At 62.8% G+C, this 24052-nt stretch carries 24 protein-coding genes and 1 pseudogene; 15 read left to right on the top strand and 10 right to left on the bottom strand.

Going from position 1 to position 24052, the window contains the following annotated elements; genetic code table 11:
• Position 1 precedes the first annotated feature (1 nt).
• The gene (locus J7I86_RS08110; protein WP_214818944.1) at positions 2-736 is read right to left on the bottom strand and encodes a permease; all 735 of its coding nucleotides are present in this window, start codon (positions 734-736) and stop codon (positions 2-4) included.
• A 260-nt stretch (positions 737-996) separates the two neighbouring features.
• On the opposite strand from J7I86_RS08110, the gene J7I86_RS08105 reads away from it, so the two are divergent.
• The 10 genes from J7I86_RS08105 to asd all read left to right on the top strand — a co-directional run bounded on the left by J7I86_RS08105 (position 997) and on the right by asd (position 11242).
• Complete coding sequence (locus J7I86_RS08105) at positions 997-1695, top strand: response regulator transcription factor (protein WP_214818942.1); 699 nt, start codon at positions 997-999, stop codon at positions 1693-1695.
• Positions 1696-1939: 244 nt separating this feature from the next.
• Positions 1940-2911, top strand: a complete 972-nt coding sequence (gene mshD, locus J7I86_RS08100) for a mycothiol synthase (protein ID WP_214818940.1) — start codon at positions 1940-1942, stop codon at positions 2909-2911.
• Positions 2912-3015: 104 nt separating this feature from the next.
• Positions 3016-5265, top strand: a complete 2250-nt coding sequence (locus J7I86_RS08095) for an RNA degradosome polyphosphate kinase (protein ID WP_214818936.1) — start codon at positions 3016-3018, stop codon at positions 5263-5265.
• A gap of 8 nt (positions 5266-5273) precedes the next feature.
• Entirely contained in the window at positions 5274-6242 is a 969-nt protein-coding gene (locus J7I86_RS08090; RefSeq protein WP_214818935.1) for an NUDIX hydrolase, read from the top strand.
• 87 nt (positions 6243-6329) lie between these two features.
• On the top strand, positions 6330-7958 hold the full coding sequence (locus J7I86_RS08085) for a hypothetical protein (RefSeq protein WP_214818934.1): 1629 nt from the start codon (positions 6330-6332) through the stop codon (positions 7956-7958).
• Entirely contained in the window at positions 7955-8347 is a 393-nt protein-coding gene (locus J7I86_RS08080; RefSeq protein WP_214818933.1) for a GntR family transcriptional regulator, read from the top strand. Before J7I86_RS08085 ends, J7I86_RS08080 begins: the two co-directional genes overlap by 4 nt.
• Positions 8344-9147: a thymidylate synthase gene (locus J7I86_RS08075; RefSeq protein WP_214818930.1), complete on the top strand. Its 804-nt coding sequence runs from the start codon at positions 8344-8346 to the stop codon at positions 9145-9147. Before J7I86_RS08080 ends, J7I86_RS08075 begins: the two co-directional genes overlap by 4 nt.
• Entirely contained in the window at positions 9144-9740 is a 597-nt protein-coding gene (locus J7I86_RS08070) for a dihydrofolate reductase (protein ID WP_214818929.1), read from the top strand. The genes J7I86_RS08075 and J7I86_RS08070 overlap by 4 nt, the downstream gene beginning before the upstream one ends.
• Before the next feature lie 10 nt (positions 9741-9750).
• Positions 9751-9978 (top strand): NF038396 family protein, encoded by a 228-nt coding sequence (locus tag J7I86_RS08065; RefSeq protein ID WP_214818923.1) that lies wholly within the window; start codon positions 9751-9753, stop codon positions 9976-9978.
• 109 nt (positions 9979-10087) lie between these two features.
• The gene (gene asd / locus J7I86_RS08060) at positions 10088-11242 is read left to right on the top strand and encodes an aspartate-semialdehyde dehydrogenase (protein ID WP_214818921.1); all 1155 of its coding nucleotides are present in this window, start codon (positions 10088-10090) and stop codon (positions 11240-11242) included.
• A 123-nt stretch (positions 11243-11365) separates the two neighbouring features.
• Here the strand turns inward: asd and J7I86_RS08055 are convergent, their stop codons facing one another.
• Positions 11366-12496, bottom strand: a complete 1131-nt coding sequence (locus J7I86_RS08055) for a winged helix DNA-binding domain-containing protein (RefSeq protein WP_214818919.1) — start codon at positions 12494-12496, stop codon at positions 11366-11368.
• A gap of 85 nt (positions 12497-12581) precedes the next feature.
• Between J7I86_RS08055 and J7I86_RS08050 the strand changes: the two genes are divergently transcribed.
• The gene (locus J7I86_RS08050) at positions 12582-13061 is read left to right on the top strand and encodes a hypothetical protein (protein WP_214818917.1); all 480 of its coding nucleotides are present in this window, start codon (positions 12582-12584) and stop codon (positions 13059-13061) included.
• A 99-nt stretch (positions 13062-13160) separates the two neighbouring features.
• Here the strand turns inward: J7I86_RS08050 and J7I86_RS08045 are convergent, their stop codons facing one another.
• From J7I86_RS08045 to J7I86_RS08015, 7 genes are all read right to left on the bottom strand, one after another.
• Positions 13161-14228 carry a UDP-N-acetylmuramate dehydrogenase gene (locus J7I86_RS08045; RefSeq protein WP_214818915.1) on the bottom strand — a complete coding sequence of 356 codons (1068 nt, stop codon included), beginning with the start codon at positions 14226-14228 and terminating at the stop codon, positions 13161-13163.
• Positions 14229-14237: 9 nt separating this feature from the next.
• Positions 14238-15533, bottom strand: a complete 1296-nt coding sequence (locus J7I86_RS08040; RefSeq protein WP_286179478.1) for a sugar MFS transporter — start codon at positions 15531-15533, stop codon at positions 14238-14240.
• Between the two features lie 41 nt (positions 15534-15574).
• Positions 15575-16012, bottom strand: a complete 438-nt coding sequence (locus J7I86_RS08035) for a MaoC family dehydratase (RefSeq protein WP_214818911.1) — start codon at positions 16010-16012, stop codon at positions 15575-15577.
• 2 nt (positions 16013-16014) lie between these two features.
• Positions 16015-16464 carry a MaoC family dehydratase N-terminal domain-containing protein gene (locus J7I86_RS08030; RefSeq protein WP_214818909.1) on the bottom strand — a complete coding sequence of 150 codons (450 nt, stop codon included), beginning with the start codon at positions 16462-16464 and terminating at the stop codon, positions 16015-16017.
• A gap of 57 nt (positions 16465-16521) precedes the next feature.
• The gene (locus J7I86_RS08025; protein WP_214818907.1) at positions 16522-16746 is read right to left on the bottom strand and encodes a DUF3188 domain-containing protein; all 225 of its coding nucleotides are present in this window, start codon (positions 16744-16746) and stop codon (positions 16522-16524) included.
• A gap of 235 nt (positions 16747-16981) precedes the next feature.
• Complete coding sequence (locus J7I86_RS08020; RefSeq protein ID WP_214818904.1) at positions 16982-17902, bottom strand: DUF2797 domain-containing protein; 921 nt, start codon at positions 17900-17902, stop codon at positions 16982-16984.
• A gap of 2 nt (positions 17903-17904) precedes the next feature.
• Complete coding sequence (locus J7I86_RS08015; RefSeq protein ID WP_214818903.1) at positions 17905-18768, bottom strand: CoA ester lyase; 864 nt, start codon at positions 18766-18768, stop codon at positions 17905-17907.
• 378 nt (positions 18769-19146) lie between these two features.
• Here J7I86_RS08015 and J7I86_RS08010 point away from each other — a divergent pair, with 378 nt between their 5' ends.
• From J7I86_RS08010 to J7I86_RS07995, 4 genes and pseudogenes are all read left to right on the top strand, one after another.
• A complete protein-coding gene (locus J7I86_RS08010; protein WP_214818900.1) occupies positions 19147-20172 on the top strand; it encodes an ABC transporter substrate-binding protein in 1026 nt (341 codons plus the stop codon).
• Between the two features lie 2 nt (positions 20173-20174).
• Positions 20175-21061, top strand: a pseudogene (locus J7I86_RS23245) (ABC transporter ATP-binding protein).
• Positions 21061-21981, top strand: coding sequence for an ABC transporter permease (locus J7I86_RS08000; RefSeq protein WP_214818892.1), 921 nt, complete (start codon positions 21061-21063; stop codon positions 21979-21981). Before J7I86_RS23245 ends, J7I86_RS08000 begins: the two are co-directional and overlap by 1 nt.
• Positions 21982-22030: 49 nt before the next feature.
• Entirely contained in the window at positions 22031-22963 is a 933-nt protein-coding gene (locus J7I86_RS07995) for a TauD/TfdA family dioxygenase (protein WP_214818890.1), read from the top strand.
• A 93-nt stretch (positions 22964-23056) separates the two neighbouring features.
• Here the strand turns inward: J7I86_RS07995 and J7I86_RS07990 are convergent, their stop codons facing one another.
• Complete coding sequence (locus J7I86_RS07990; protein WP_214818888.1) at positions 23057-24016, bottom strand: aldo/keto reductase family oxidoreductase; 960 nt, start codon at positions 24014-24016, stop codon at positions 23057-23059.
• Positions 24017-24052: the final 36 nt, after the last annotated feature.

The raw sequence follows: 24052 nt of genomic DNA, 5'->3' as shown, positions 1-24052 counted from the left end.
GTTAGTAGATGAGTAGTTTGTCTATGAAGTAAGCCAAGGCCCCCACAGCCCAAACGGGCGCGACGCCCATTCCTACCGCTGCCGGGATATTGAGTCGCCCGCGCCGGAGGGTGGTCATCCGACGGAAACACACCAGCACAGATCCCACCACCACGCCCACCAACGCTGCGGGAAGCACGGCGATATCCGAGAAGACCAGACCTGCCAGCGGTCCCATGAGTCCGGCCATCACCACGCCGAGGGGAGCCACAATGCGGTCCGGCCAGCGAATGATTCCCACCATCAGCGCCACTGCCGCGCTGAGGCCTGCCACGAGGACCATCTCCCTGACGCCGTTGAACCGCGCACTGGCGATCCACCCCGCGCCCAGGCAATTCAGCAACACACCTGCGGAGCAGCCAAGAGTAGACTCCAGGCGTTGGGCCTGCCCTGTGCCCCGGATCAGCTGGACCACGAACACCGCCATCACGCCCAGGGCCACGAATGCCGGTGTACCGTCCAGGAATCCGGGCGCCGGCATATAGGCGGCAGCCACAGCCGAACCCGCGCCGGAAAGGCCAATAACCGCGGCCAGCGTTTTTTTGGCGGGAACAGCCAGGAAATGCGGCCAGCCGATCCCCACGGCCGCGGACGCCGCGATGCCTGCACCCACCATGGCTTCCCGGGAAACGAAGGTGCTGGCCACGATGGCTGCGAGCGCCACGAGTCCAAATACCCCGATGCTCCAAGACTTCACTGTGTGCCGACCTCAATCCGATGTGCCTTACGACCTCTCGACAATCCTGCCTTAAGCCGGCCCAATATGTCGTAATTCCAGCGCTTGGCTGTCACGAATCCATGTGTCCCAAGGCACTGATGGGTATACTCAGACTTCAACAGCGCAGTGTGTTTGCCGCGATCCCGTTACAACGGGAGAGGCCGGCCATGCGTTGTGACCGACCGGTGAGACTCCGGTTTCGACGCCCGATGATGCGCGTACAGCCCATTGGAGGAACTATGTCGCACATCCTGCTCCTAACGAACAGCACCGGCTCTTCGGTGGACATTTTGCCTGCCTTGGAGTTGCTGAACCACCGCGTGCACATCCTCCCGGCAGAACCCACCGCGCTACTGGAAACCGACCCCACGGACATCGTCTTCCTGGACGCCCGCAAGGATTTGGTGGGCGCCCGCTCGCTCACACAGTTGCTGAAGGCCACCGGCCTTAGCGCGCCGCTCATGCTGATCCTTACCGAAGGCGGCATGGCAGCCGTCTCGTCCGCGTGGGCCGTGGATGACATCGTGTTGGAGTCGGCCGGGCCTGCGGAAGTCGAGGCCCGCATCAGGCTGGCAATGGCGCGTGCCGTGCCCGGCGAAGAGGAAACCCAGACCGAAATCCGGGCCGCCGGCGTCGTGATTGATGAAGCAAGCTACACCGCCCGTGTTAGCGGCCAGCCTCTGAACCTGACGTTCAAGGAGTTCGAGCTCCTGAAGTACCTCGCGCAGCACCCGGGCAGGGTGTTCACCCGCCAGCAGCTACTGACGGAGGTCTGGGGCTACGACTACTACGGAGGCACCCGGACGGTGGATGTCCACATCCGGCGGCTTCGTGCCAAGCTCGGCGTGGATCACGAGAACCTGATCAGCACGGTCCGCAACGTTGGCTACCGGCTTACCCTTGTCCGCCTTACGGACGAAGAGTTGTCCGAAGCCTGATCGGCGCTCGGAGCAAACACGGGATTAGACAAGAAAAAGGCCAGGATCCGCACGGATTCTGGCCTTTTCTCTGTAGTTCTTGGTGGAGGACATACGGGTCGAACGTATCGAGGCCACCCCACTGGTGGATCCCCCCTGCGCTGACTCATGGATGAACCGCAAAGCCGAACGAGATAATGAGACTACCTCCCATTTCCGGGGACTACAAATCACGCGGCTTGCGCCGGACGTATAGCCTTGCATCATGAGTCACGCGCACCCGGAAAACTGGCCCGTACTGATCATCGATGGCGCCTTGGACACCGAACTCCTCAGGGACGTCACGTCCCTTGCCGCTGCCGCCGGGGAGTCCGACGGGAACCCCCCGTTCTCCGAGCAGACGTTGGTCATGCTGCGCGGTGTGGATGCCGGGGACCACTCCGTACTCTCCTTCGTCCTGTACGCCCCTGATGAGGACGCAGATCCGGCCACTGCCGACGACCTGGCGGGCGTCGCCGTCGTCGTCGAAAGTGAAAACGGAAGCGGCGTGCTGGAGTTGGCCGTCCACCCCAGCTACCGCAACCAGGGCGTGGCCGGGAAGCTCTTGAGCGCCCTGCAAGGCAAGCGGGGCCTCAACGGGTTGAGTGCGTGGTCGCATGGCAACCACGAGGCCGCCGCCGAGCTGGCCACGCGCTTCGGTTACGGTCCTGCGCGTGAACTGTGGAAGATGCGGCTGATGTCTTCCACCGCTGAACTACCCGACGCCGGACTTCCGGACGGTGTTTCGCTCCGCGCCTTCGTGCCGGGCCAGGATGAGCAGGCGTGGCTCGCGGCCAACAGGGCCGCGTTTTCCCATCACCCCGAACAAGGTTCCATGACATTGGCGGACCTTGAGGCTCGTAAGGCTGAAGAGTGGTTCGATCCGGAAGGTTTCCTTTTGGCTGTGAATACTGAAGGCGAGCTGTTGGGATTCCACTGGACCAAGGTCCACCCACAGCAAGGTCCGCACCCGGCAATGGGCGAGGTCTACGTGGTGGGTGTGACTCCTGCGGCGCAGGGTTTGGGCCTGGGCAAGGCCCTCACCGTCGCGGGCATCAAACACCTCCAAGGCCTGGGTCTGCATGCCGTGATGCTCTACGTGGACGCCGACAACGAGGCAGCAGTAGCTCTATATCAGAAACTGGGCTTTATCCGCTGGGACACAGATGTGATGTATGGCCTTTTAACCAAAAATTAACCTGACGGGATCACTTGCCGGAAAGCAGGTGACATCTTGGATTCGAGCGTCGGAATTGCTTGTAATGTGGGAGGAAACCCCCGTCCTGAGCTTAGGAGAACCCCATGCAGCCGGACCCCGTCGGCACCGCCGGATCCACCTCGAAGGGCGCAACCCTGCCCCCACGCTTCGGGTCATCGGAAGTGCCGGCCTCGCGAGCCACCCAGGACCGCATCGATATTCCGGAGTTCGCGCCGAGCCTGGAGCCCGAAGGCGACATCTCCCCGGACCGCTTCCTGGACCGCGAGCTCAGCTGGCTGGCATTCAACTCCCGTGTGCTGGAGCTCGCTGAAGATCCTGACCTCTTCCTGCTGGAACGCGTCAGCTTCCTGTCTATCTTCGCCTCCAACCTGGACGAGTTCTTCATGGTGCGCGTGGCCGGCCTCAAGCGCCGTATCGCCACCGGACTCGCCGTCCCCTCCCCTGCGGGACTGAGCCCCATTGAGGTGCTGGAACAGATCAGCGAAGAGGCCCACAAGCTGCAGGAACGCCATGCACGGGTCTTCGCCGAACAGATCCGTCCCGCCCTGGCCTACGAGCACATCCACATCATGCACTGGCATGAACTGGATGAAGATGCCCGGCACCGGATCAGCATCATGTTCCAGGAGAAGGTGTTCCCCATCCTGACGCCGCTGGCTGTGGACCCGGCCCACCCCTTCCCCTACATTTCGGGCCTTTCCCTTAACCTCGCGGTGATTGTGAGCAACCCGATCAGCGACAAGGAACTCTTCGCCCGCGTTAAGGTGCCGGACCAGCTGCCCCGTCTCATTTCCGTGGACGGACCGCGTGCAGGCGCTATCCCGGGCCGGGTGGCGCGGTTCATCGCTTTGGAAGAAGTCATCGCTGTCCACCTGGACAAGCTGTTCCCGGGCATGGAAGTCCTGGAGCACCACACCTTCCGCGTCACCCGTAACGAGGACCTGGAAGTAGAAGAGGACGACGCCGAGAACCTGCTGCAAGCTTTGGAGAAGGAACTCCTGCGCCGGCGCTTCGGCCCGCCGGTGCGGCTTGAAGTCACCACTGACATCAACCCGAACATCAAGGCGCTGCTTATCCGGGAGCTCGGGGTTGAAGAGTCCGAGGTCTACTCCGTACCAGCACCGCTGGATCTCCGTGGACTCTCCGCGATCAGCGCCATAGACCGCGCCGATCTGCACTACCCCAAGCACGTGCCGCACACCTCGCGGTACCTCAACGAGTCCGAAACGTCCAAGGCAGCAAACGTCTTTGCCGCCATGCGGCGCAGGGACATCCTCCTGCACCACCCGTATGACTCGTTCTCCACTTCCGTGCAGGCTTTCCTGGAGCAAGCGGCCGCGGATCCCAAGGTGCAGGCCATCAAGCAGACCCTGTACCGGACATCCGGCGACTCTCCCATCGTTGATGCCTTGATCGACGCCGCGGAAGCAGGCAAGCAGGTCCTGGCCCTCGTGGAGATCAAGGCCCGCTTTGACGAGCAGGCCAACATTTCCTGGGCGCGAAAGCTCGAGCAAGCAGGCGTCCACGTGGTGTATGGCATCGTGGGCCTGAAAACTCACTGCAAGTTGTCCCTGGTGGTTCGACAGGAAGTGGACGGCCTCCGCCGCTACTGCCACATCGGCACCGGCAACTACCACCCACGCACAGCCCGCTACTATGAAGACCTCGGCTTGCTCACTGCCAATGAGCAAGTGGGCGAGGACCTGTCCAAGCTGTTCAACCAGCTCTCCGGCTACGCCCCGAAGTCCACGTTCAAGAGGTTGCTCGTTGCGCCGCGATCGGTGCGGGCCGGCTTGATGGACAGGATTGAAGGCGAAATCCGCAGGGCCCAGGCCGGCGCTCCCGGATTGGTGCAGATCAAGGTCAACTCCATGGTGGACGAAGCCATCATCGACGCCCTCTACCGGGCCTCCCAGGCCGGCGTGAAGGTTGACGTCGTGGTGCGCGGCATCTGCTCCCTGCGCCCGGGCGTCCCGGGACTCAGCGAAAACATCAGGGTCCGTTCGGTCCTGGGCCGATTCCTTGAACACTCACGCGTCTTTGCTTTTGGCAACGGTGGCGAGCCCGTGGTCTACATCGGCTCCGCTGACATGATGCACCGCAATCTGGATCGCCGCGTGGAGGCGCTGGTTCAGCTGGCCAGCAAGGAAGACACGGCAACGGTCATGGATCTGATGCGTCGCTACGTTGACGACGGGACAGCCAGCTGGCACTTGGACAATAGCGGACACTGGACCAGACACCATTTGGACGACGAGGGCAAGCCTTTGCTTGACATGCAGTCCTGGCTCCTGGCCTCCCGCTCACGCCAGCGTGCTGCGGCCCGGCGGTAAGGACACAGTTGAACAGCGATTCCCCCGTGGCGGATCAAACAGACCACCCCGGCGAGCCGGTGGCCGTTGTTGCCGCCGGAGCCATTCCCTGGCGCGTCACCAAGGGTGCCCTAGAGGTTCTCCTGATCCATCGTCCGCGTTATGACGATTGGTCATGGCCCAAGGGCAAGCTCGACGCCGGGGAAACAGTTCCCGAGTGCGCTGCCCGTGAAGTGTGGGAAGAGATAGGCCTGCAAGCCCCGCTGGGCATACCTCTTCCGGCAATTCACTACCACGTCAGTGCCGGCTTGAAGGTAGTCAGGTACTGGGCCGTCAAGGTCAACGGTGCCCAGCTTCGGCCCGATGGCAAGGAAGTGGACAGCGTCATGTGGTGCAGCCCGGAACGGGCGGCCAGCTTCCTGAGCAACCCAACAGATGTGGAGCCGCTGGAGTACCTTCAGAAGGCGCACGTCCGCGGTGAGCTGGATACGTGGCCACTGATATTGATCCGGCACGCCAAAGCGAAGCCACGGTCCTCCTGGACCAAGGCCGAGGGCGACCGTCCTCTGGCCGCCACTGGCCAGAGGCAGGCAGTGGCTGTCCAGCGCCTGTTGGGGGTGTGGAAACCTCAACGTGTTGTCACCAGTCCCTGGGCGCGTTGTGTAGCCACCATCGCCCCCTACGCCAAGGCCAGCGGAGCCAAGGTCAAACTGGTGGAGGCACTCACCGAGCACACCCACCAGCGCTCCCCCAAGAAGACCGCTGCCGCGGTGGAGGCTTTGTTCGACAAGCAATTGCCGATCGCCGTATGCACTCACCGCCCGGCTCTGCCCACGGCCGTGAAGCAGCTGGGCCAACACATGTCGCAGGCACTGCGTGCCCTGCTTCCCTCAACCGACCCTTTCCTTTCTCCCGGCGAAGTGATTGTGTGCCAGGTAGCGCGTGGAACCGAGCGGAAGATTGTGTCCGTTGAGCAGGTCAAGCCGTTCGACGACTGACCCCGCAAGCGGCTTGACCCCTACTTCTTTGTATCAGTAGATTGATACAAAAGATGTGGGGGTCTTGCCGTGGTTGTTCTGCCAACAATGTTTTTCCTGGGACCGGTGGCCGCTGCCATCATCGTGTACCTGTTCCTGAGGATGCAGGTCTGGTCCAAGCCGGATGCCCAATCCGTTGCCTCACATGGACTTTGGGTGGGCATCATTGGCTGGATGGCCAGTTCCCTACAGGGTGCCATGAGCGCCGGGATCATCCGTGCGAATCCCATGGGATCAAGCGCCCCTGCAACTCCGGACCAGATCGCCAACGCACTGGCCTGGCCGATTGTTGCGAGCCTGGGCGTCCATGCGCTGGGTCAACTAAGTTACCCCGCGCCGAAGGCACCAAGCAGGTACGCAGAGCTTAAGATCCGGAGAATCGGGGACTTCCTTCCGCGCAAGCTTGCTTGGACCACAGCAGCCATCTTCGGCTACGCAGCCTTGGCCATTGCCTGGATTGCAACGCTCCCCGGCCATTCATCGGTGCTGCCTACGCCGCCGGGCCAGGCGCCGCCTATGGACAACGGTTACATGGACCAAGGACAGGACGGCCGGATTCAAGGATCGGAACTAGCCCTTTGGCTCGGCGGGGCTTTGATTGTCCTCGCTTTGGGAACGTGGCTGGTGCTCCTCCTGATCGCCCGCCGTCGCCAATTGGAGACGCTCGACGGCGACGACAACCGAACGCTCCGGACGATCGCCACCAACCGGCTGCTTCGGACCGTAGCGACCATCGCTGCCGGGCTGGCCACCATCGCCGGTAACTTCGCATCGCAGCCGGCACCGGGGGCGGCGTGGCAGTCGTCTTGGTTCAACGTGCTGGGACTGATCAACATGGCAGTTCTCGCGGCAATGTGGTGGTGGCGGGTGCCTGAACTTCCCTCGATCCTCAAAGCACCTCAAGCCACGAGCGCAAAAACCCTTCGTTCCGATCCTCTAACCCACGGGGCCGCCCGGCTCAGCATCTCCCTTGGCGCAGTGTTGGGCGTAGTGGGCGGGCTTGCACTTGTGGCGGGCGTTGTGGCGATCCTGGTTGCCTCCCACCCCCTTAACCCGTGGGCTTTTCCCACCGTAACCGCCTTTGCCGCTGCCGCCCTTTTGATAGTCATTGCGGCCGGCGAAATGCTGTTGGCGCGAAATTATGGACTACCCGAAGCCCAAGTCCATTGGCCGCGGCAGCCCGTTTCGCGAGGGCTGCTCTCTTTCGCGATCGGAAGCGCCTTGATCTTTGCCGTCGCCGTGGCTTTCGCCGTGGCCGCGGAAGCGCAGCCATTCGCCCCCAGGACATGGCCGGCTGCCCTTGTGCTCTCCGCGGTAGTTGCCGCCTCAGCTGCGGCTGCCATCATTGCCGTGCGCCGCCGTCGTGGTATCCCGGAAAGTGAGGGCGAGGCCGGCCTGGACGCCGCGTTGAGGGCCATCAGCCTGTACCGAATCGTGAGGACACTGGCTGCTTACTGCTTGGGGCAGGCAGCCGCGCTGCTTCTGATCACCGGCGATGCTTGGTACAGCGTGTTTTCACCAGGCAGCGGCGAATACCCGTTGGCGCCCAGCCCGGCTAACACCGTAGGCATGGTCTTGGCTGCCATCGCCGTGATCGTCGCAGTGATACCGGTCCGCAGCTTGCTTGCCACCATCCCCCGCGCCGAGCCCGCCAACCTTGGGGAACGGGCCCAATGACTGCCGGGATCACCGTGGATCTTGCCGATCCCGTGCCACCCTTCGAACAAATCCGCCGCCAGCTCAGTTCACTGATAGCCGTGGGCGCCCTGGAACCCGGAAGCCGCCTGCCCACAGTGCGCAGCTTGGCCGCGGACCTCGGAATCGCCGCGGGAACAGTGGCACGCGCCTACAAAGAACTCGAGCAGCAGGGATTGATCGAATCACGACGACGGAACGGGACGGTCGTCGTCGGCCCGCCCCGGACGCAGCACGGCACTGTCCGGGCGGACGCTGCGGTGATGGACGCCGTCGACGGTTTGATCCGGACGGCTCGCGACGCGGGCATTCGTGACGACACTCTCATAGATCTGGTTCGAGGCAGGCTGACCAGTAAGCTGGACTCGTGAGCATCCCCACCCCCTATGAAGACCTCCTGCGCGATGTCATGGCCAACGGCACGCACAAATCGGACCGCACCGGAACCGGAACGCGCAGCGTTTTCGGCCGCCAGTTGAGGTTCGATCTTGCCGAGAGCTTCCCGCTGATCACCACCAAGCGGGTCCACTTCAAATCCGTAGCTGTGGAGCTCCTGTGGTTCCTGCGCGGGGACTCGAACGTGAAGTGGATGCAGGACCAAGGCGTCTCCATCTGGGACGAATGGGCGGACGCCGACGGCGAGCTGGGCCCCGTTTATGGCGTGCAGTGGCGGAGTTGGCCAACGCCCGACGGCGGACACATCGACCAGATCTCCGAGCTCATGACCAATCTGGCTGCCAATCCCGACTCCCGGCGCCACATTGTGTCCGCGTGGAACGTTTCCGAGCTCAAGGACATGGCATTGCCCCCGTGCCACGCGTTCTTCCAGTTCTACGTTGCGGATGGCAAACTGTCCTGCCAGCTTTACCAGCGCTCCGCGGACACGTTCCTGGGCGTCCCCTTCAACATTGCCTCCTACGCCCTTCTGACGCGCATGGTGGCGCAGCAGCTTGGACTTGAGCCAGGCGAATTCGTCTGGACCGGCGGAGACGTCCACGTTTATGACAACCACGTTGAGCAGGTTGCCGAGCAGCTCAGCAGGGAGCCTTATGACTACCCGCAGCTGAAGATCCTCCGCACACCGGATTCCATCTTCGACTACACGCTGGATGACTTTGAAGTGGTGGACTACCGCCACCACCCCACCATTAAGGCGCCGATCGCGGTATGAGCACGTCTTCCGAGACTCCTTCGCAGCTTCCCGGCGTCATCTTCACACAGGAGACCGCCGCCGGCATGACGGGCATCGGCATGGTGTGGGCCCAGACCAGGTCCGGCGTGATCGGCAAAGACGGCTCCATGCCGTGGCACCTTCCCGAGGATTTGAAGCATTTCAGCCAGCTCACCACAGGGCACCCCGTCATCATGGGCCGCAAGACCTGGCTGTCCTTCCCCGAAAAGTACCGTCCCCTTCCAGGCCGTACCAACATCGTGGTGACCCGCAACGCCGAGTGGGCTTCCACGCCCGAGGCGGAGGGCGCCGTCGTGGTTTCCTCCCTTGACGCCGCGCTGCTGGAATCGCAGTTCGCACCGGGTGGTCAAAAAGTATGGATCATCGGCGGCGGCGAAATCTTTGAACAATCCATGGGCATCGCCAACCTGGCGGTCGTCACCATCATTGACGCCGAACTGGAGGGTGACACCTACGCACCCGAGCTCAGTGATGATTGGACCTTCGACGCCGTAGCCCCGGCAGAAGGCTGGCTCACCGCCAAAAACGGCACCAACTACCGGTTCACCACGTGGCGCCGGAACGAAAGCTAGGAAAGCCCGCATGCTGAAAAAACCCGAAACCCTGTTCGTGCTGGGCTACATGCTGCTGCCGCTCTTCGCCTTGATCTCCGCCATTGTGGGACTCACCATGATCCTGGGCGGCAACAAAATTGCGGGGATCATTGTGCTGATCGTCGTCACCCAGGTGTTTACCTTCGGCGCGTTCTTTGCCCTGCGCAAGCGCAAAGCTGTGCTTCTGCAGGAACACGACGCCGACAGCCTCTTCTAGAACCGCTGGAGCGGCCGCCGGCTCTTTCCCGGGCACGTCGCGGCGTCGTGCAGTGCGTGCGTGACGTAACCAACAGCGGCAGTTCGCTCCGAAAGTTTAGACTTGGTCAATGACTACAGCAGCTAATCCGTCCGTTGGACTGGTCGGTTGGCGTGGCATGGTCGGCTCCGTCCTGATGCAGCGCATGCAGGACGAGAACGACTTCGCCAACATCAACCCGGTATTTTTCTCCACCTCGAACGCAGGAGGTGCCGCCCCGTCCTTCCTGAGCTCTGCCGCTGGCGATCCCGGCAAGCTCGAGGATGCGTTCGATATTGAGACGCTGGCCAAGCTGCCGATTATTGTCACCGCCCAGGGCGGCGACTACACCAAGCAGGTCCACGGCGAACTCCGCAACCGCGGCTGGGATGGCCTGTGGATCGACGCTGCGTCCACCCTGCGCATGAACGAGGACTCGATCATCGTGTTGGACCCCATCAACCGCGATGTCATCGACGCCGGCCTGTCTGGCGGCGTGAAGGACTTCATCGGCGGCAACTGTACGGTTTCCTGCATGCTGATGGGCCTCGGCGGCCTCTTCAAGAACAACCTGGTGGAATGGGGTACTTCCATGACGTACCAGGCTGCCTCAGGTGGTGGCGCCCGGCACATGCGGGAACTCCTCAACCAGTTCGGCACCCTCAACAACGAGGTCAGCAGCGAACTGGAAGATCCCGCATCGGCCATCCTCGAAATCGACCACAAGGTCCTCGCTGCCCAGCGCACCGGCGTTGACGCCACCCAGTTCGGTGTGCCGCTGGCCGGCTCCCTCATTCCGTGGATCGATGCCGACCTCGGCAACGGCCAGTCCAAGGAAGAATGGAAGGCCGGAGTTGAGACCAACAAGATCCTCGGCACCGGCAACGGCACCGCAGGCAAGGACCACATCGCCATGGACGGCCTTTGCATCCGCATCGGTGCCATGCGTTCACACTCCCAGGCCCTCACGCTCAAGCTGCGCGAAGACCTGTCCGTGACGGAAATCGAGAATCTCCTGGCCAAGGACAACGAGTGGGCCAAGGTTGTCCCCAACACCAAGGAAGCCTCAATGTCGGACCTGACCCCCGTAGCTGCCTCCGGCACACTGGACATCCCCGTGGGCCGTATCCGCAAGCTCGAAATGGGCCCGGAATACATCAGTGCCTTCACCGTGGGAGACCAGCTCCTGTGGGGTGCAGCCGAGCCGCTCCGCCGCATGCTCAACATTGTGACGGGCAAGCTCTAGTCCTGCCCGGCTTAGGACCTCGCTAACCCGCTGTTTCGTCGCCGCCCCGCAACGGAACAGCGGGTTTTCCACTTCTTTGGCGAGCCCGTTCGAGGCTCAGCCGGCTTCGCCGGCTCAGCCTGCTCAGCCTGCCATGAACTTCAGGTAGGCACGGCCTTGGGCTTGGAACGAGCGCTCAGCCGCTGGACCCAGCTCCCCCGCGAACGGCTCAGGCGTGGCGCCTATGGCCTTCCCGCTCACCGTCCTCGCCCACGTTCCCACCACTTCGCCGCCGGACACCATGATCCGTTTGAACACCCCGTTCTTGCCCGGCACCACCAACTCCGCGTACTCAGGAGCCAGCACCAGGCTCCTGTCCTGGTAGCCGAGCAGGAACTCGTCGAACCCCGGAAGTGCCAGCAACGAGCGCGAGCCGGGGACGCCGTCGTCGAGCATTGCTGCTGCCTCCGGTGAAAGCCAATAGCTGCTGCCGCCTAGCTGCAGCTCAACCAAACGGTCCTGCACCTCATTAAGGGCTTTGCGCGCTTCGGTGAGTGGAACTTGGCTCCACCACGCGAAATCCCTGATGGTGGCCGGGCCGTGACTTCGGACATAGCGGAACAGCAGTTCAGCGATCCCCTCTTGGCGGTCCAGCTCCCTCGAGTACGGAATCCACTCGTCGAACGGCACGAACAGTTGTTGTACACCCACTTTGCCGTTTGTCCCCGCCATGGGACCTTGGACCAGCCACGCGCGCTGGCACAGACTCCCCAACAAATGAATGCCCCGCTGGGCTTTGGTGATTTGGCCGGCGTCCTCGAAAGCCTGGAACAGCTGCTCCCGGCTTGCTCCCGGCGCACCCCCTGCTTTGAGGACCTCAGCGGTTTTGTAAGCGATGTCCCGGCAATGGCTGATGTCGTCGGCCGTGATGCCGAGTTCACGGTGGCGACCAGCCAGGGAATTCATCAGCCGGTCACCGGTGATGCCAAGAATCCAGCGGAGATCTTCCGGGGCCAGCACATGCAGGGTGCCGCGCATCGGCCACGAGCGGACCACCGTCCCGGCGTCGAGGGCTGCCCGAACGTCCGACGCAGCCGTGCCGGGTACGCGCTGCCCAACCGCCCACAACGCTGAGCCGAGGTCCTGCGCTTGCATGCAGGTCATCCACCGGACCGCATCCGGAACGGTGGGGAAACCGTCGCCCAACAAGCCTTGGCTGGCAAGCCGCAACCGGCCCATGACGCGCGGAGTGGGATCGGTTCTCTCGGCAGGCATGATTCATCCTAAAAGGACCAGCCGGCACAGGGAACCTTGTCGCGCCTCCCAGCCGTCACCCAGCAGTAGATCCTAGGATGGGTTCATGCTTTTTGGTGATCTTGCTCCGTTCGTGCGGCCGATGAGCCGGTGGTTGGCTACCGCCGGCTGGTTCTGCACGCTCGCCGGGCTTGCCGCCGGGCTGATAGTGGCGGTAGGAACCGGTGTGAGCCTCTCTCCCGCAATGCAGGCAATCCAGACGGTCAGCCTGGTGGCAACTGCAGCTGCCGCGGTTCTCATCGGAACCGCCGCCGCCACGCAGCCTGTAGCCGACCGCGACGACGACGCCCCCGAGCCCTGGTTCTACCCGGCGGCCGCCGCGCAGGTCCGGAGCTTCCTCCTCGGAGCGATCGTCCTGCTCCTGGGCTTGGTCGGCTTCGCTGCTGCCGGACTGTTCATGCCCAGCGGACCGTCACCGCAAAGCATCGCGTTCAGCCAGATCTTCCTGTTGGGGGCCGTCAGCTGCGGGCTTACGTTCCTGCTGCTCAACAAGGTCCTGCCGATCGCGGAGCGGCGCACGCGCTGAGTTTGGCTTCGACAGCTGGCGCCGAGGGGCGGGATCTCAACCGAAAGACCACCTCAAAGCCCCGAGAGCTAACCCCTCATGGGCGGGTAAGCGCCAGCGCTAGAGGCTAACGCCGATCAGCAAGGGTTCCGGGTGCAATTCAATACCAAAACGCTCGACGACGCCGGCACGCACCTCACGCGCGATAGCCACCATGTCCGAGGCCGATGCTGAACCCCTGTTGGTGATAGCGAGAGTGTGCTTGGTGGATAGTGAGGCCCGTCCACCGGAGACACTGGAACCTTCGAGTCCGAAACCCTTGCCGAATCCTGCCTGATCGATCAACCAGGCAGCGGAAAGTTTTACGAGGCCGTCATCCCCTGCGGGATATTTAGGCGCGTTGTCCGGCAGAGCGGAGGCAATATCCGCAGGCACGATCGGGTTGGTGAAAAATGAACCCGTGGAATACGTGTCGCGATCTGTTGCGTCGAGGACCATTCCCTTGGACGCGCGGAGACGGAGGACTTCCCTGCGCACATCGTTGGAGTAAGCACGCTTACCGGCTTCGACACCCAGCACACGAGCTAGTTCCGCGTACCGGATGGGGGCACTCATCCGCCCCAATGGCAGCTGGAACTCTACGGTCAGCACAACATAGCGGGGCGAGCCCTCAACCGTGGTCTGCTTCAGGATGGAGTCGCGGTATCCGAATTTGAGCTCGGAGCTGGTGAACGTTTGCACTGCATTGCGTTCGCGGTCCCAGGTGCGGACAGCAGCAATGGTTTGTGAAACGTCTGCGCCGTAGGCCCCCACGTTTTGCACGGGGGTAGCTCCGGTGGCACCCGGAATTCCGGACAACGCTTCCAAGCCAGACCAAGCATGCAGCACCGAGTGTTCCACCAGTGCGTCCCAGTTGTGTCCTGCTTGCACTACTACCGACACGCCTCCGCAACTGTCTTCGGAGTTCACGGTGAATCCCTCGGAAGCGATCTTCAGGACAGTACCTGCATAGCCGTCGTCGGAGATCAGCAGGTTGGAGCCGCCGCCGATGATCAGGATTTTTTCGCCCGCAACGTCAGCCGACCGGACGGCGTCGATGATCTCTGCCTCGGTACGGGCCTCAACATAGTTGCCCGCGGGGCCACCAACGGCAGCAGTGGTCAGTTCGGAAAGCAGCATTTGGGTCACCAATCAAGCCTAACGGGCTTCGTTAGGCTGGGCGGACTTCGCCGCCTTCTGGCCAGCCAAGGGTGCCAGGAAGAAGCTGACCACCAGTAGTACAAGAGGCGCCAGCAGCGAGTGCAGGATACCGAAATGCTCAGCCAACAATCCCAGGAGCGGAGGGCCGCACAAGAAAGCACCGTAGCCAATGGTGGAAACCACCGACACACGGGCTGCTGCGTGAACCGGGTCATCGGCGGCGGCAGACATTCCCACGGGGAAGCCGAGCGAAGCGCCCAAACCCCACACCGCCAGCGCCACAAAAGCGAGCCACGGAACCGGAGAAAACACGAAGAGCGAAAGACCCACGACGGCGGTGGCCGAGCACCCGCGCATCACCACCACACGCCCAAAACGGTCCAGGATGACCGTTCCTGCGAAGCGGCCAATGGTCATGAACGTGACAAAGAGCCCGTAGCCCACAGCACCTGCGGCATCGGACTGCCCGTAACCGTCAGCCAGCGCCAGAGCCACCCAGTCCCCCGCGGCTCCTTCGGCCAATGCCAGGCCGAGGACCAGGACGCCAATCAGTAGAGTCCGGCGGTCGCGCCAGGCAAGAGCCACCAGCCGCTTGTTGTCCAGCGGAGCAGCAGCTTTCTGGGCGTCCGGCTGCGAGCCCGCCGGGTCGCCGGAGATGATGGGTAGCGGACCCGTGGAGGGATCCTGGAAGGTATCGGTTTCTTCAGGGCGGTATGTCTGCGAGGCTGCAGCGGTCTTTTCTGCACGGAACCAGAAGGTTGCGGTGACCACGGACGACGTTACAACTACGCTGGATATCAGGAAATGCCAAAACACCGGCATGTGGATGGCCGCAGCCCATGCGCCGAAGCCGGCAGCGGCCACAGTTCCGAGGCTGAAGGCACCGTGCAGGTGCGGCATGATGTGCCGCTGCAACTCGCGTTCGAGCGAGGCCCCTTCCACATTGGACGCGGTGTTCCAACTGGCCGTGCCCAAACCCAGAATTACCAAACCTGCTGCCACCACCAGCGGGCTGGCAGCAATGGAGGTGCCAACACCCACCGTGACAAGGCCCGCACCCACCATGCTGCTGCCGATCCTCGTGGTCAGCTTGGGGCCGAGCCGCAGCACAATCAGCCCCGAGGCCGAGATCGAGATGAACGAGGCCACTGTCATGCACATGAGCAAGAGGCCAATGCCACCGGGCGTGAGATTCAGTCCGTCGCGAATGGCGGGCAGGCGGGAAACCCACGTGGCGAAGGCGATGCCACTGGCCGCGTAGGAGGCAAGAACAGCGGCGCGCCACCGTGACATTTCAGTCGATGTGGCGCGCCGTTGCGAGGAGTTCGGTTGGTTCAAGAGACCTTCACAACCGCCTGAGACTTCATGAGGACCTTCTGTCCGCCCGCCACGACAGTGAGGTCGACGCGCGCGGTGCGGGCATCGACGTCGAGCGCTCCCACAACACCTGTGACGTCAATGACAGCGCCGGCCTGATCGGTGCCGGTGGTATCGGCGACGAGGACGGGCTTGGTGAAGCGGGTCTGGTAGTCGACGACGGCGGCGGGGTCGCCGGCCCAGTCGCTCACCAACTGCACTGCGGCGCCCATGGTGAACATGCCGTGGGCGATGACGCCCGGGAGTTCCACGGAGGTAGCGAATGCTTCGTTCCAGTGGATCGGGTTGAAATCGCCCGATGCTCCGGCGTACTTGACCAGGTCCTGGCGGGTGACATCAATGCTGCGGGTGCCGATTTCCTGGCCGACCGTCAGTTCTTCGAATGTGGGGCTCATGGTTACTGTCCCTCTCCGCGGACCAGAATGGACGAGGTTGTGGTGGCGACCTTTTCGCCGGCTTCGGTGGAAATCTCGGAGCGGGTGGTGATCATGGCTCCCCCGCCCATGGCCCGGACGCCGTCAACGTGCAGTTCGGCCACCAGGCGGTCGCCGGCGACGATGGCGCGGTGGTGCGTGAAGCGCTGATCGGCGTGGACCACCCTGGAGAAATCGATGCCCGACTCCGGATCCTGGACCAGCTGCGCATCAGCACGCTGGGCGACGATGATGGCAAACGTTGGCGGGGCAACGAGGTCGCTATGGCCCAAGGCCTTGGCTGCCTCAACATCGAAATGCGCCGGGTTGCTGGCTTTTACAGCCGTGGCGAACTCGCGGATCTTTTCACGGCCGACGTCGTATACCTCTGCGGCAGGGTAGCTTCGGCCCTGCAAGTCCGGATTGATACTCATGCTCCAACCCTATCGGCCCCGGGAGCCCGGGTGCAGCGCGTTGGTCAGGTGAAGACGCTACTTCTTGTAGCTCTTGCGGATCTTCTGGCCCCGAACCACCAGTCCAGTCACGTGAAGCAGCAGGCCCACGCCAATGACGGGCAGCGAAGCAAGAGCCAGGCCCTGGTTCCCGGAGGCGTTCCCCACAATGGACACGACAAGCCCGACGGCGATCAGCCCCATGGCGCTGAAAACCAGCACTTTGTAAGACGTGGAGGCCGTAGCCCAAATTTGTTCCAGCACCGTCCAAGTCTACGGGGTGCGTTGCGGGGCAGGGCGTTGTGGGGCCCGCTTTGCGCCCCCGCACCCAGGAATACCCCGCAGAGCGGTCCCCACAACGGGAAGGGGATCGCCCAGGGGTTAGCTCTCGCGGGAAAGAGGATCCCAAAGGGTCGAGAAGTCGCCCCTCGACGGGCTCATAGGGAGTGGGCTCGCGGGTGGGCGGACCTCGACGGATGGATTAAAAAGGCCGGATGGATTAAAAAAGGGAGTCCTGCAGCGCCGGGATTTCCGTGGTGTGGGGGCCGAACTCGATTTTGCGGCCCTTCAACGCACCCAGGTCTGCCACGAAGCTTCCCTCTACCTCGTTTCCCGTTGCGTCAGGCAGGCCCGCCAGGGCGATTGCCCCGGACAGTGAGTGGATCCGCAAGCCGTGCCCGCCGCCGTCGAACGTTGCAGGATACGGATGGCGACGACTCCCCTGGGCGCCGGCACCACAAAGCCGCTCCGCCAAAGCGGGTCGCTCCCACTCTTCCTCCACAACGGCGTAACCCGTCATCGCCAGGCCACTGAGCAACTCGCGGACCCGGCCGGCATGCTGACGGTTCAACGCCAAAAGCTCGACGCCGGCACGCGGCTCCACGAGGCTGGCGGCCTTGGAAGCGGAACGGACTTGCTGGACGAGACCGAGTTCGCGCGTGACCGTGTCCTCCAGAACACGAACAACGCGGCCATCCTCAGCGTGAGCCACATAGGACGCGTGAACAGCGCCCTGTTCAGCGAGCCGGTTCCATTTTCGCGGTGCGGAGGCAGTCCCCACTTTGGTGGCACCGTTCGCAAAGGTGGCCAGATAAAGCCAGTGGGGCTGCATCAGGTACGCACGGAGGCCAGTGGGAACGGACGTTCCGCGGTGGAAGTCGTGCATGAGCCGGGAGTCGTCGCGCGAAAAGCAGGCTCCGCACTGCTTCCCACGCTCGGCGGGAGAACCGCTGCGGCAGGGAACGTGCGTCCGATCCCCCGGGCCGTGAACTTTGGTGTGGCCAAGGCACCACAGGCCGGGGATAACGCGCAGGCCCAGGGCTGAGCCCTGGGCCAACGCAACATCAGTGAACTCCGATTCCGGCGTGAACAACCGCAGCGAAGGGGACGGAGAATCCCACGCGACTCCGTGGACAAGCATGCTTACAGGGAGGGCTGGACTCCGAAGGCCACTGCGAGCTTCATGATCTTCTCAGCACGGCCCAAACGCGGGAGGTCCGAGCCATCGCGGATGACACGGCCGTTGGCTTCGAAGTCGCTCATGAAGTCCGTGGCCCAGGCAACGTCCGAAGGCGTGGGGCTGATGACCTCGTTGATCACGGTGGTTTGGTCGATGGCCAGGCAGAGCTTGCCGGTCATGCCCATGGTCACGGTGATGCCCGTCTGCTCGCGCAGGATGGGGTGGTTGGTGCCGACGGTGGGGCCGTCGATGGGGCCCGGCAGGTTACCTACCCGGCTGGCGACAACCAGCTTGGCGCGCGGGTAAGCCATGGCCTCCGGGGTGGCCGCCATGCCGGTGTCGCGGCGGAAGTCGCCGGAACCGAAAGCAAGGCGGAAGGCACCCTGCGCACGCGCGATGTGGTTGGCTTCCTCGATGCCCAGGGCGGACTCAACAAGTGCTACAACGGGAGTCTTGCCGTCCATGCGGTGGTAGGACTCGGTCACTTGGTCGGCGGACTCGGTCTTGGCCAGCATGACGCCGAGCAGGCCCGGAGTGCCGCGAAGGCCCGCGAGGTCATCGGCCCAGAACTTGCTGGTGGCGTCATTGATGCGGACCCATGCCTTGCCGCCGGCGGTCAGCCAGTTGACCACGTTCTCGCGGGCAATGTCCTTCTGGGAAGGATCAACGGCGTCTTCGATGTCAAGGATGATGGCGTCTGCCCGTGAACCCGCGGATTCGTCAAAAAGCTCCGTCTTCATGGCATTCACAAGGAGCCATGAACGGGCGATGTCGGCGGGAATATTGCGGGTAGGCCGAACTGATTCGGCGGCGATGCTAGACGTCATGTATCTACCGTATCCGTCCTGCAGCCCGCACAGCGAAGAATTGCACTCCGTTGTGAGGATCAATACGAACTAAACCCCATATGACTGTGTGGTCCGGCAGTATGAACGCTCGACGGCGGTACCCGCCAGTCATATCCGGCCCGCCTGTCGCTGTTGTTCATGGGGCTCAACACTGCGTCTTTGTGTCCCAGCGTTGCCGGGAATGGCCCCGGATTTCCTTCCATTTCGGGCTGTTTCGCAGCGTTGCCGGGCGTTACCGCGGCACTTCCCAGCCAGCGTCGGGATGGGTTTATATCGTTCCCATGCCGTTGCACAGGTTCCCAAGCTCGTGCGTCAGCCGGCCACCCAACAGAGTCCAACCCATCGAAAGTAGCTCCCATGAAACTGCACCTGCCCCTGCTGAGCGTCGCGGCCGCCGTCGTACTAGCGCTGACGGTGTCCGGCTGCGGCGGTGCAGCCGAAGCTGGACAAAACGGTCAAGCTGGCAACGAAGTCAAGGAACTTCGGTATCAAGGCTCCGCCAACAACGTCACCTTCCCTGAACTCGCTGCAGACCTCGGATACCTCGGGGACCTGAAGTTGAACTGGGTTGGAAACACCACAAGCGGCCCCCAGGACATCCAGTCCGCAGCCACCAACCAGACCGACTTCGGTGGCGCGTTCTCCGGCGCGGTGGTCAAACTCATCGAAGCCGGCGCACCGGTCAAGGCTGTCACCAACTACTACGGCTCCGATGAGAAGACCTTCAGCGGCTACTACGTCAAAGCCGAAAGCACCATCAAGGAACCGCGGGATCTGATCGGCAAGAAAATCGCTGTCAACACCCTGGGCGCACACCACGAAGCCGTCATCAACACCTGGCTGACCAAGAACGGACTCAGCCCCGACGAGATCAAGCAGGTCCAGTTGGTCCCGCTGGCACCGAACGATACTGAGGAAGCCATCCGCCGCGGGCAGGTGGACGCCGGAACTCTCGGCAGCGTGCTGCAGGACCGGGCCGTCGAGGCCGGCGGACTGAGGTCGCTGTTCAGCGATGTTGAGCTGTTCGGAACCTTCGCGGGCGGACAGATCGTGCTCCGCAATGACTTCATCGACAAGAACCCGAACACCACCCGCACCTTCACTACGGGCGTTGCCAAAGCCATCAAGTGGGCAGCGGAAACACCCCGTGACGAAGTCATTGCCCGTTTCACCAAAATCATCGATAGCCGCGGACGCAATGAGAGCACCGCCAACTTGAAGTTCTGGAAGAGCCCAGGAGTCCCGGACGCAGGCGTTATCAAGGATGAAGACTTCACCCGCTGGGAGGCCTGGCTCAGTTCAGCCGGCATCGTCAAGGACAAGCTGACGCCTTCCAAGTACTACACGAACGAGTTCAACGAGCTCGCCGCAGCGAAGGGATAGCCATGACAGCGAAAATCAGCCTCCGGAACGTCACCAAAGAGTTCACCGTCCGGGCCACCAAAACAACAAGTGCCACCCGTCTTACCGCTATCGATTCCCTCAGCCTGGACGTCCGCGACGGCGAGTTCCTCACACTGGTGGGGCCCAGCGGTTCGGGCAAGACCACGCTCCTGGACCTGCTCGCCGGCCTCTCCACTCCCACATCCGGTGAAGTGCTGGTGAATGGGAAAGCCGTCACCGGGCCGGGCAAGGACCGCGCCGTGGTGTTCCAGCAGTACGCGTTGTTCCCGTGGCGGACTGCTTCGGCAAATGTCTCGATCGGCCTTGAGGGCGGGGGCCCGGACGGCAAGAAGCTGATCGCCGCGCACGGGCCGCGAAAGCCAGCGAATATCTGGCGCTGGTGGGGCTCGCGGGCTTCGAGGACCGCTACCCACACGAGCTCTCCGGCGGCATGAAGCAGCGAGTGGCGATCGCCCGCAGCCTGGCTTACGAGCCGGATGTGCTGCTGATGGATGAACCGTTTGCTGCCTTGGATGCGCAGACCCGCGAGCAGCTTCAGGATGAGCTCCTCAGAATCTGGAAGGCCACGGGAAAGACCATCGTCTTCATCACCCACGGCATCGATGAGGCCGTGTACCTCGGCGAGCGCGTGGCTGTGCTGAGTGCCAGGCCCGGCCGGCTCAAGGAAATCGTGGACATCAACATCCCGGACCGCGACGGCGACGAGGACATCCGCTCTCACCCTGCGTTCGTTGAACACCGCCACCAGGTGTGGACGCTCCTGCATGACGAAGTCCGCCGGGCCCAGGACGCGGGCCACCGCAAGATCCTGCCTGATGGCAGCGCGCCTGACGAACCGGCAACCACCACCGAAAGGAGTGCCGCCTGATGACCACCACCCTGACGCAAACAGAAGCCGCGCCCAAGGCGGGCAAAGCCGCTGACCCTAGTCCCGCCGTCGAACTTTCCGTTACCCAGGCGGCAACTGAAGAACGCACGACGCCGGCACCCGGCTTGGTGCGACGAGTTACCGGGGCGGTGGGGTCTGGTCTGTGGAAGTCCGCAGCGGTCCTGGCTTTCCTGGCGCTGTGGGAACTTGGACCGACGTATTTAGCGAGCCCCTCCACCCGGGTGTTCCTCCCCCCACTGCACGAAGTGCTGGTGGCCTGGGGCAGGCTTTTTGAAGCCGGCACCATCCAGGGCCACATTGCTGCCAGCCTCACGCGCTCGGTTGCCGGTTTCGGCGCGGCACTGGTGGCAGGTGTTTCCCTGGGCCTGCTGATCGCGTGGTATGGACGCCTGAATTCTGTCCTGAACCCGCTGCTCGAGCTTTTCCGCAACACCGCGGCGTTGGCTCTTCTTCCCGTGTTCACGCTGCTTCTGGGCATCGGCGAGGAATCCAAGATCAGCATTGTTGCTTACGCTGCGTTCTTCCCGGTGCTCCTGAACACCATTGCCGGTGTGAAGACCGTGGATCCGCTCCTGATCAGGGCAGCCCGTTCCCTGGGTCTCAACAGTTTCAGGCTCTTCCAGAAGGTCATCCTGCCCTCCGCCGTTCCCACGATCTTCACAGGTATCCGCATGGCCGGCACCGCATCCATCCTGGTGTTGATCGCCGCTGAAATGGTGGGAGCTAAGGCTGGCCTGGGTTATCTGATCGTGAACGCGCAGAGCAGCTTCCTCATCCCGGATATGTACGCCGGCATCCTCACAGTGTCCTTGCTGGGGCTCGGCGTGAACTTCCTGCTGGTAGCCCTTGAACGGCATTTCTCCCGCTGGCGGACCGCTGTTGGAGCCGCCGCTTCCTGACCCACCCGCGGCACCCGCCGCAACCATCACAACAAGTAAGGAACACGTCATGACCGTCATTACCGAAACCAAACTCGAATTCGCGAAGCTCGGATCCCGCATCGGCGCCGAAATCCGTGGCCTGGACATCAGCGGAGACCTGAGCGAAGAAACTGTGGCCCACATCAGGGCAGCCCTCAATGAGCACAAGGCTTTGGTTTTTCGCGAGGCCAACATCCTCACCGACGAGGCCCAAGTGAAGTTCGCTTCGCATTTTGGGCCGCTGACCAAGGCACACCCCACTGTTGCTTCGGTGGACGGGGAAGAGAATGTCCTTCCCGTGGACAGCGAGAACGGCTCGGCCAACAACTGGCACACGGACGTTACTTTCGTGGTCAACCCGCCGCAGGCCTCTACCCTCCGCAGCATTGACCTCCCGGCATACGGTGGCGAGACCTTGATTGCGTCCTCGGCCGGCGCCTACAAGGACCTCCCGGAGGAGTTGCGCAGCTTTGCCGACAACCTGTGGGCCATCCACACCAACGACTACGACTACTCGGTGCCCAAGAACCTTGAGCACTCCAACGCGGAGGAGCGTCGCAAGGAGTTCACCCGGTTGAAGTTCGAAACCGCCCACCCCGTGGTGCGGGTCCACCCTCTGACCGGCGAGCGCGGATTGTTCATTGGGGGCTTCGCGCAGCGGCTCAGGATCGTGGGTTTGTCCAACACCGAATCCAAGGACATCATCCGTCTGCTGCAGGCGTACGTGACGCGTCCGGAGAACGTTGTCCGGGTGAACTGGGAGCCCAACCAGGTGGTCCTGTTCGACAACCGCATCACGCAGCACTACGCCCCGGACAACTACGACGGCCAGCCGCGCAAGCTCAACCGCGTGACCATTGCCGGGGACATTCCGGTGAGTATCGATGGCAAACCGAGCCAGGCCTTGCAGGGTGACTCCAGCACGTATTCCGTGGTTGCCCCGGTCAGCCAAGGCTCCTAGTCATGTGTGCCTGTTGCCACCAACTGAGTCGCAGTTAAGGACGTCGTGACCTCATAACGTCCCCAACTGCGACTCAGTTGGGTTAAAACCGGTTCAGGGGATGTTGTTTCCCCGTGCCGCCACCCACAGGCCGTACCACTGGGCGCGGGTCATGGTGGCAGCGACGGAAGTGGCATCGGCGCATGCCTTGATGCGCCCGGGGTTGGTGGTCCCAACTACCGGCGAGATCATGGCCGGGTGTTTCATCAGCCAACCCAGCAGCACTGATTCCGGCGTGGTGTTCTTATCCCCTGCCAACTGTTCAAGCATGTCCGCCGTAGCAGATTCGGCCGGCGAAAGCTCCGCAGACGGCGCACCCGTATAACGTCCCTGGGCCAGGGAGCCGTACGCCTGTAGTTCAATCCCCCTGGCACTGCAGTGCTCAAGAGTCCCGTGCGGGAAGCTGTAACCCACGCCCTCTGCATGGTTGACCAGCACAGTGCTCTCCAGCCAGTCCCGGCGCAGCAGGCTCATTTCCAGTTGGTTCGCCACAATCGGCGTCTCCAACTCACCTTGCAGGAAGGCGATCTGCGCACTGGACATGTTGGACACACCCAACTGCCGCACCTTGCCTTCGGCCATCAACTGCCCGACGGCGTCCGTCACCTCGCGCGGGTCCATCAAGGGATCGGGTCGGTGCAGGAGCAGCACGTCCACGTATTCCGTTTGGAGCCGCTTCAGGCTCTGGTTGACCCGTTCAAGAATGGCGTCCCGGCTGAGGTCGTAATGCGTCTCCAACCCACGCTCCCCCAGCCTGATCCCGCATTTGGTCTGAAGTCGGATCTTTTCGCGCAGACCCTGCGAACGGGCGAGGACTTCACCAAAGACGGCCTCGGACTTTCCGCTGCGATAGATATCCGCGTGGTCGAAAAGCTCAATGCCAATTCCGTGCGCGGCTTCGATCACCGCAGCGGCCTGATCGATCTCCGACGCCCCATAGGACGTACCGTCCCAAGGACCGCCGAGTCCCATGCAGCCATAAATGAGGCGTCCCCGCCCGTTCGCTTTCGTCATACTTCAGTATTGTCCGCAGCGCCGCAGTATTGTCCG

It is taken from the genome of Arthrobacter sp. ISL-95, assembly GCF_018613695.1.
Lineage (GTDB): Bacteria > Actinomycetota > Actinomycetes > Actinomycetales > Micrococcaceae > Arthrobacter.
Note: the sequence above shows the minus strand (reverse complement) of the source record. Positions and strands in the feature narration are given on the sequence as shown.

Bases quoted from the DNA above. Each gene is read 5' to 3' on its own strand.
- J7I86_RS08105 (WP_214818942.1), top strand. From the start codon at position 997: ATGTCGCACATCCTGCTCCTAACGAACAGCACCGGCTCTTCGGTGGAC.
- mshD (WP_214818940.1), top strand. From the start codon at position 1,940: ATGAGTCACGCGCACCCGGAAAACTGGCCCGTACTGATCATCGATGGC.
- J7I86_RS08095 (WP_214818936.1), top strand. From the start codon at position 3,016: ATGCAGCCGGACCCCGTCGGCACCGCCGGATCCACCTCGAAGGGCGCA.
- J7I86_RS08085 (WP_214818934.1), top strand. From the start codon at position 6,330: ATGTTTTTCCTGGGACCGGTGGCCGCTGCCATCATCGTGTACCTGTTC.
- J7I86_RS08080 (WP_214818933.1), top strand. From the start codon at position 7,955: ATGACTGCCGGGATCACCGTGGATCTTGCCGATCCCGTGCCACCCTTC.
- J7I86_RS08070 (WP_214818929.1), top strand. From the start codon at position 9,144: ATGAGCACGTCTTCCGAGACTCCTTCGCAGCTTCCCGGCGTCATCTTC.
- J7I86_RS08065 (WP_214818923.1), top strand. From the start codon at position 9,751: ATGCTGAAAAAACCCGAAACCCTGTTCGTGCTGGGCTACATGCTGCTG.
- asd (WP_214818921.1), top strand. From the start codon at position 10,088: ATGACTACAGCAGCTAATCCGTCCGTTGGACTGGTCGGTTGGCGTGGC.
- J7I86_RS08055 (WP_214818919.1), bottom strand. From the start codon at position 12,496: ATGCCTGCCGAGAGAACCGATCCCACTCCGCGCGTCATGGGCCGGTTG.
- J7I86_RS08050 (WP_214818917.1), top strand. From the start codon at position 12,582: ATGCTTTTTGGTGATCTTGCTCCGTTCGTGCGGCCGATGAGCCGGTGG.
- J7I86_RS08040 (WP_286179478.1), bottom strand. From the start codon at position 15,533: ATGTCACGGTGGCGCGCCGCTGTTCTTGCCTCCTACGCGGCCAGTGGC.
- J7I86_RS08035 (WP_214818911.1), bottom strand. From the start codon at position 16,012: ATGAGCCCCACATTCGAAGAACTGACGGTCGGCCAGGAAATCGGCACC.
- J7I86_RS08030 (WP_214818909.1), bottom strand. From the start codon at position 16,464: ATGAGTATCAATCCGGACTTGCAGGGCCGAAGCTACCCTGCCGCAGAG.
- J7I86_RS08020 (WP_214818904.1), bottom strand. From the start codon at position 17,902: ATGCTTGTCCACGGAGTCGCGTGGGATTCTCCGTCCCCTTCGCTGCGG.
- J7I86_RS08015 (WP_214818903.1), bottom strand. From the start codon at position 18,768: ATGACGTCTAGCATCGCCGCCGAATCAGTTCGGCCTACCCGCAATATT.
- J7I86_RS08010 (WP_214818900.1), top strand. From the start codon at position 19,147: ATGAAACTGCACCTGCCCCTGCTGAGCGTCGCGGCCGCCGTCGTACTA.
- J7I86_RS08000 (WP_214818892.1), top strand. From the start codon at position 21,061: ATGACCACCACCCTGACGCAAACAGAAGCCGCGCCCAAGGCGGGCAAA.
- J7I86_RS07995 (WP_214818890.1), top strand. From the start codon at position 22,031: ATGACCGTCATTACCGAAACCAAACTCGAATTCGCGAAGCTCGGATCC.
- J7I86_RS07990 (WP_214818888.1), bottom strand. From the start codon at position 24,016: ATGACGAAAGCGAACGGGCGGGGACGCCTCATTTATGGCTGCATGGGA.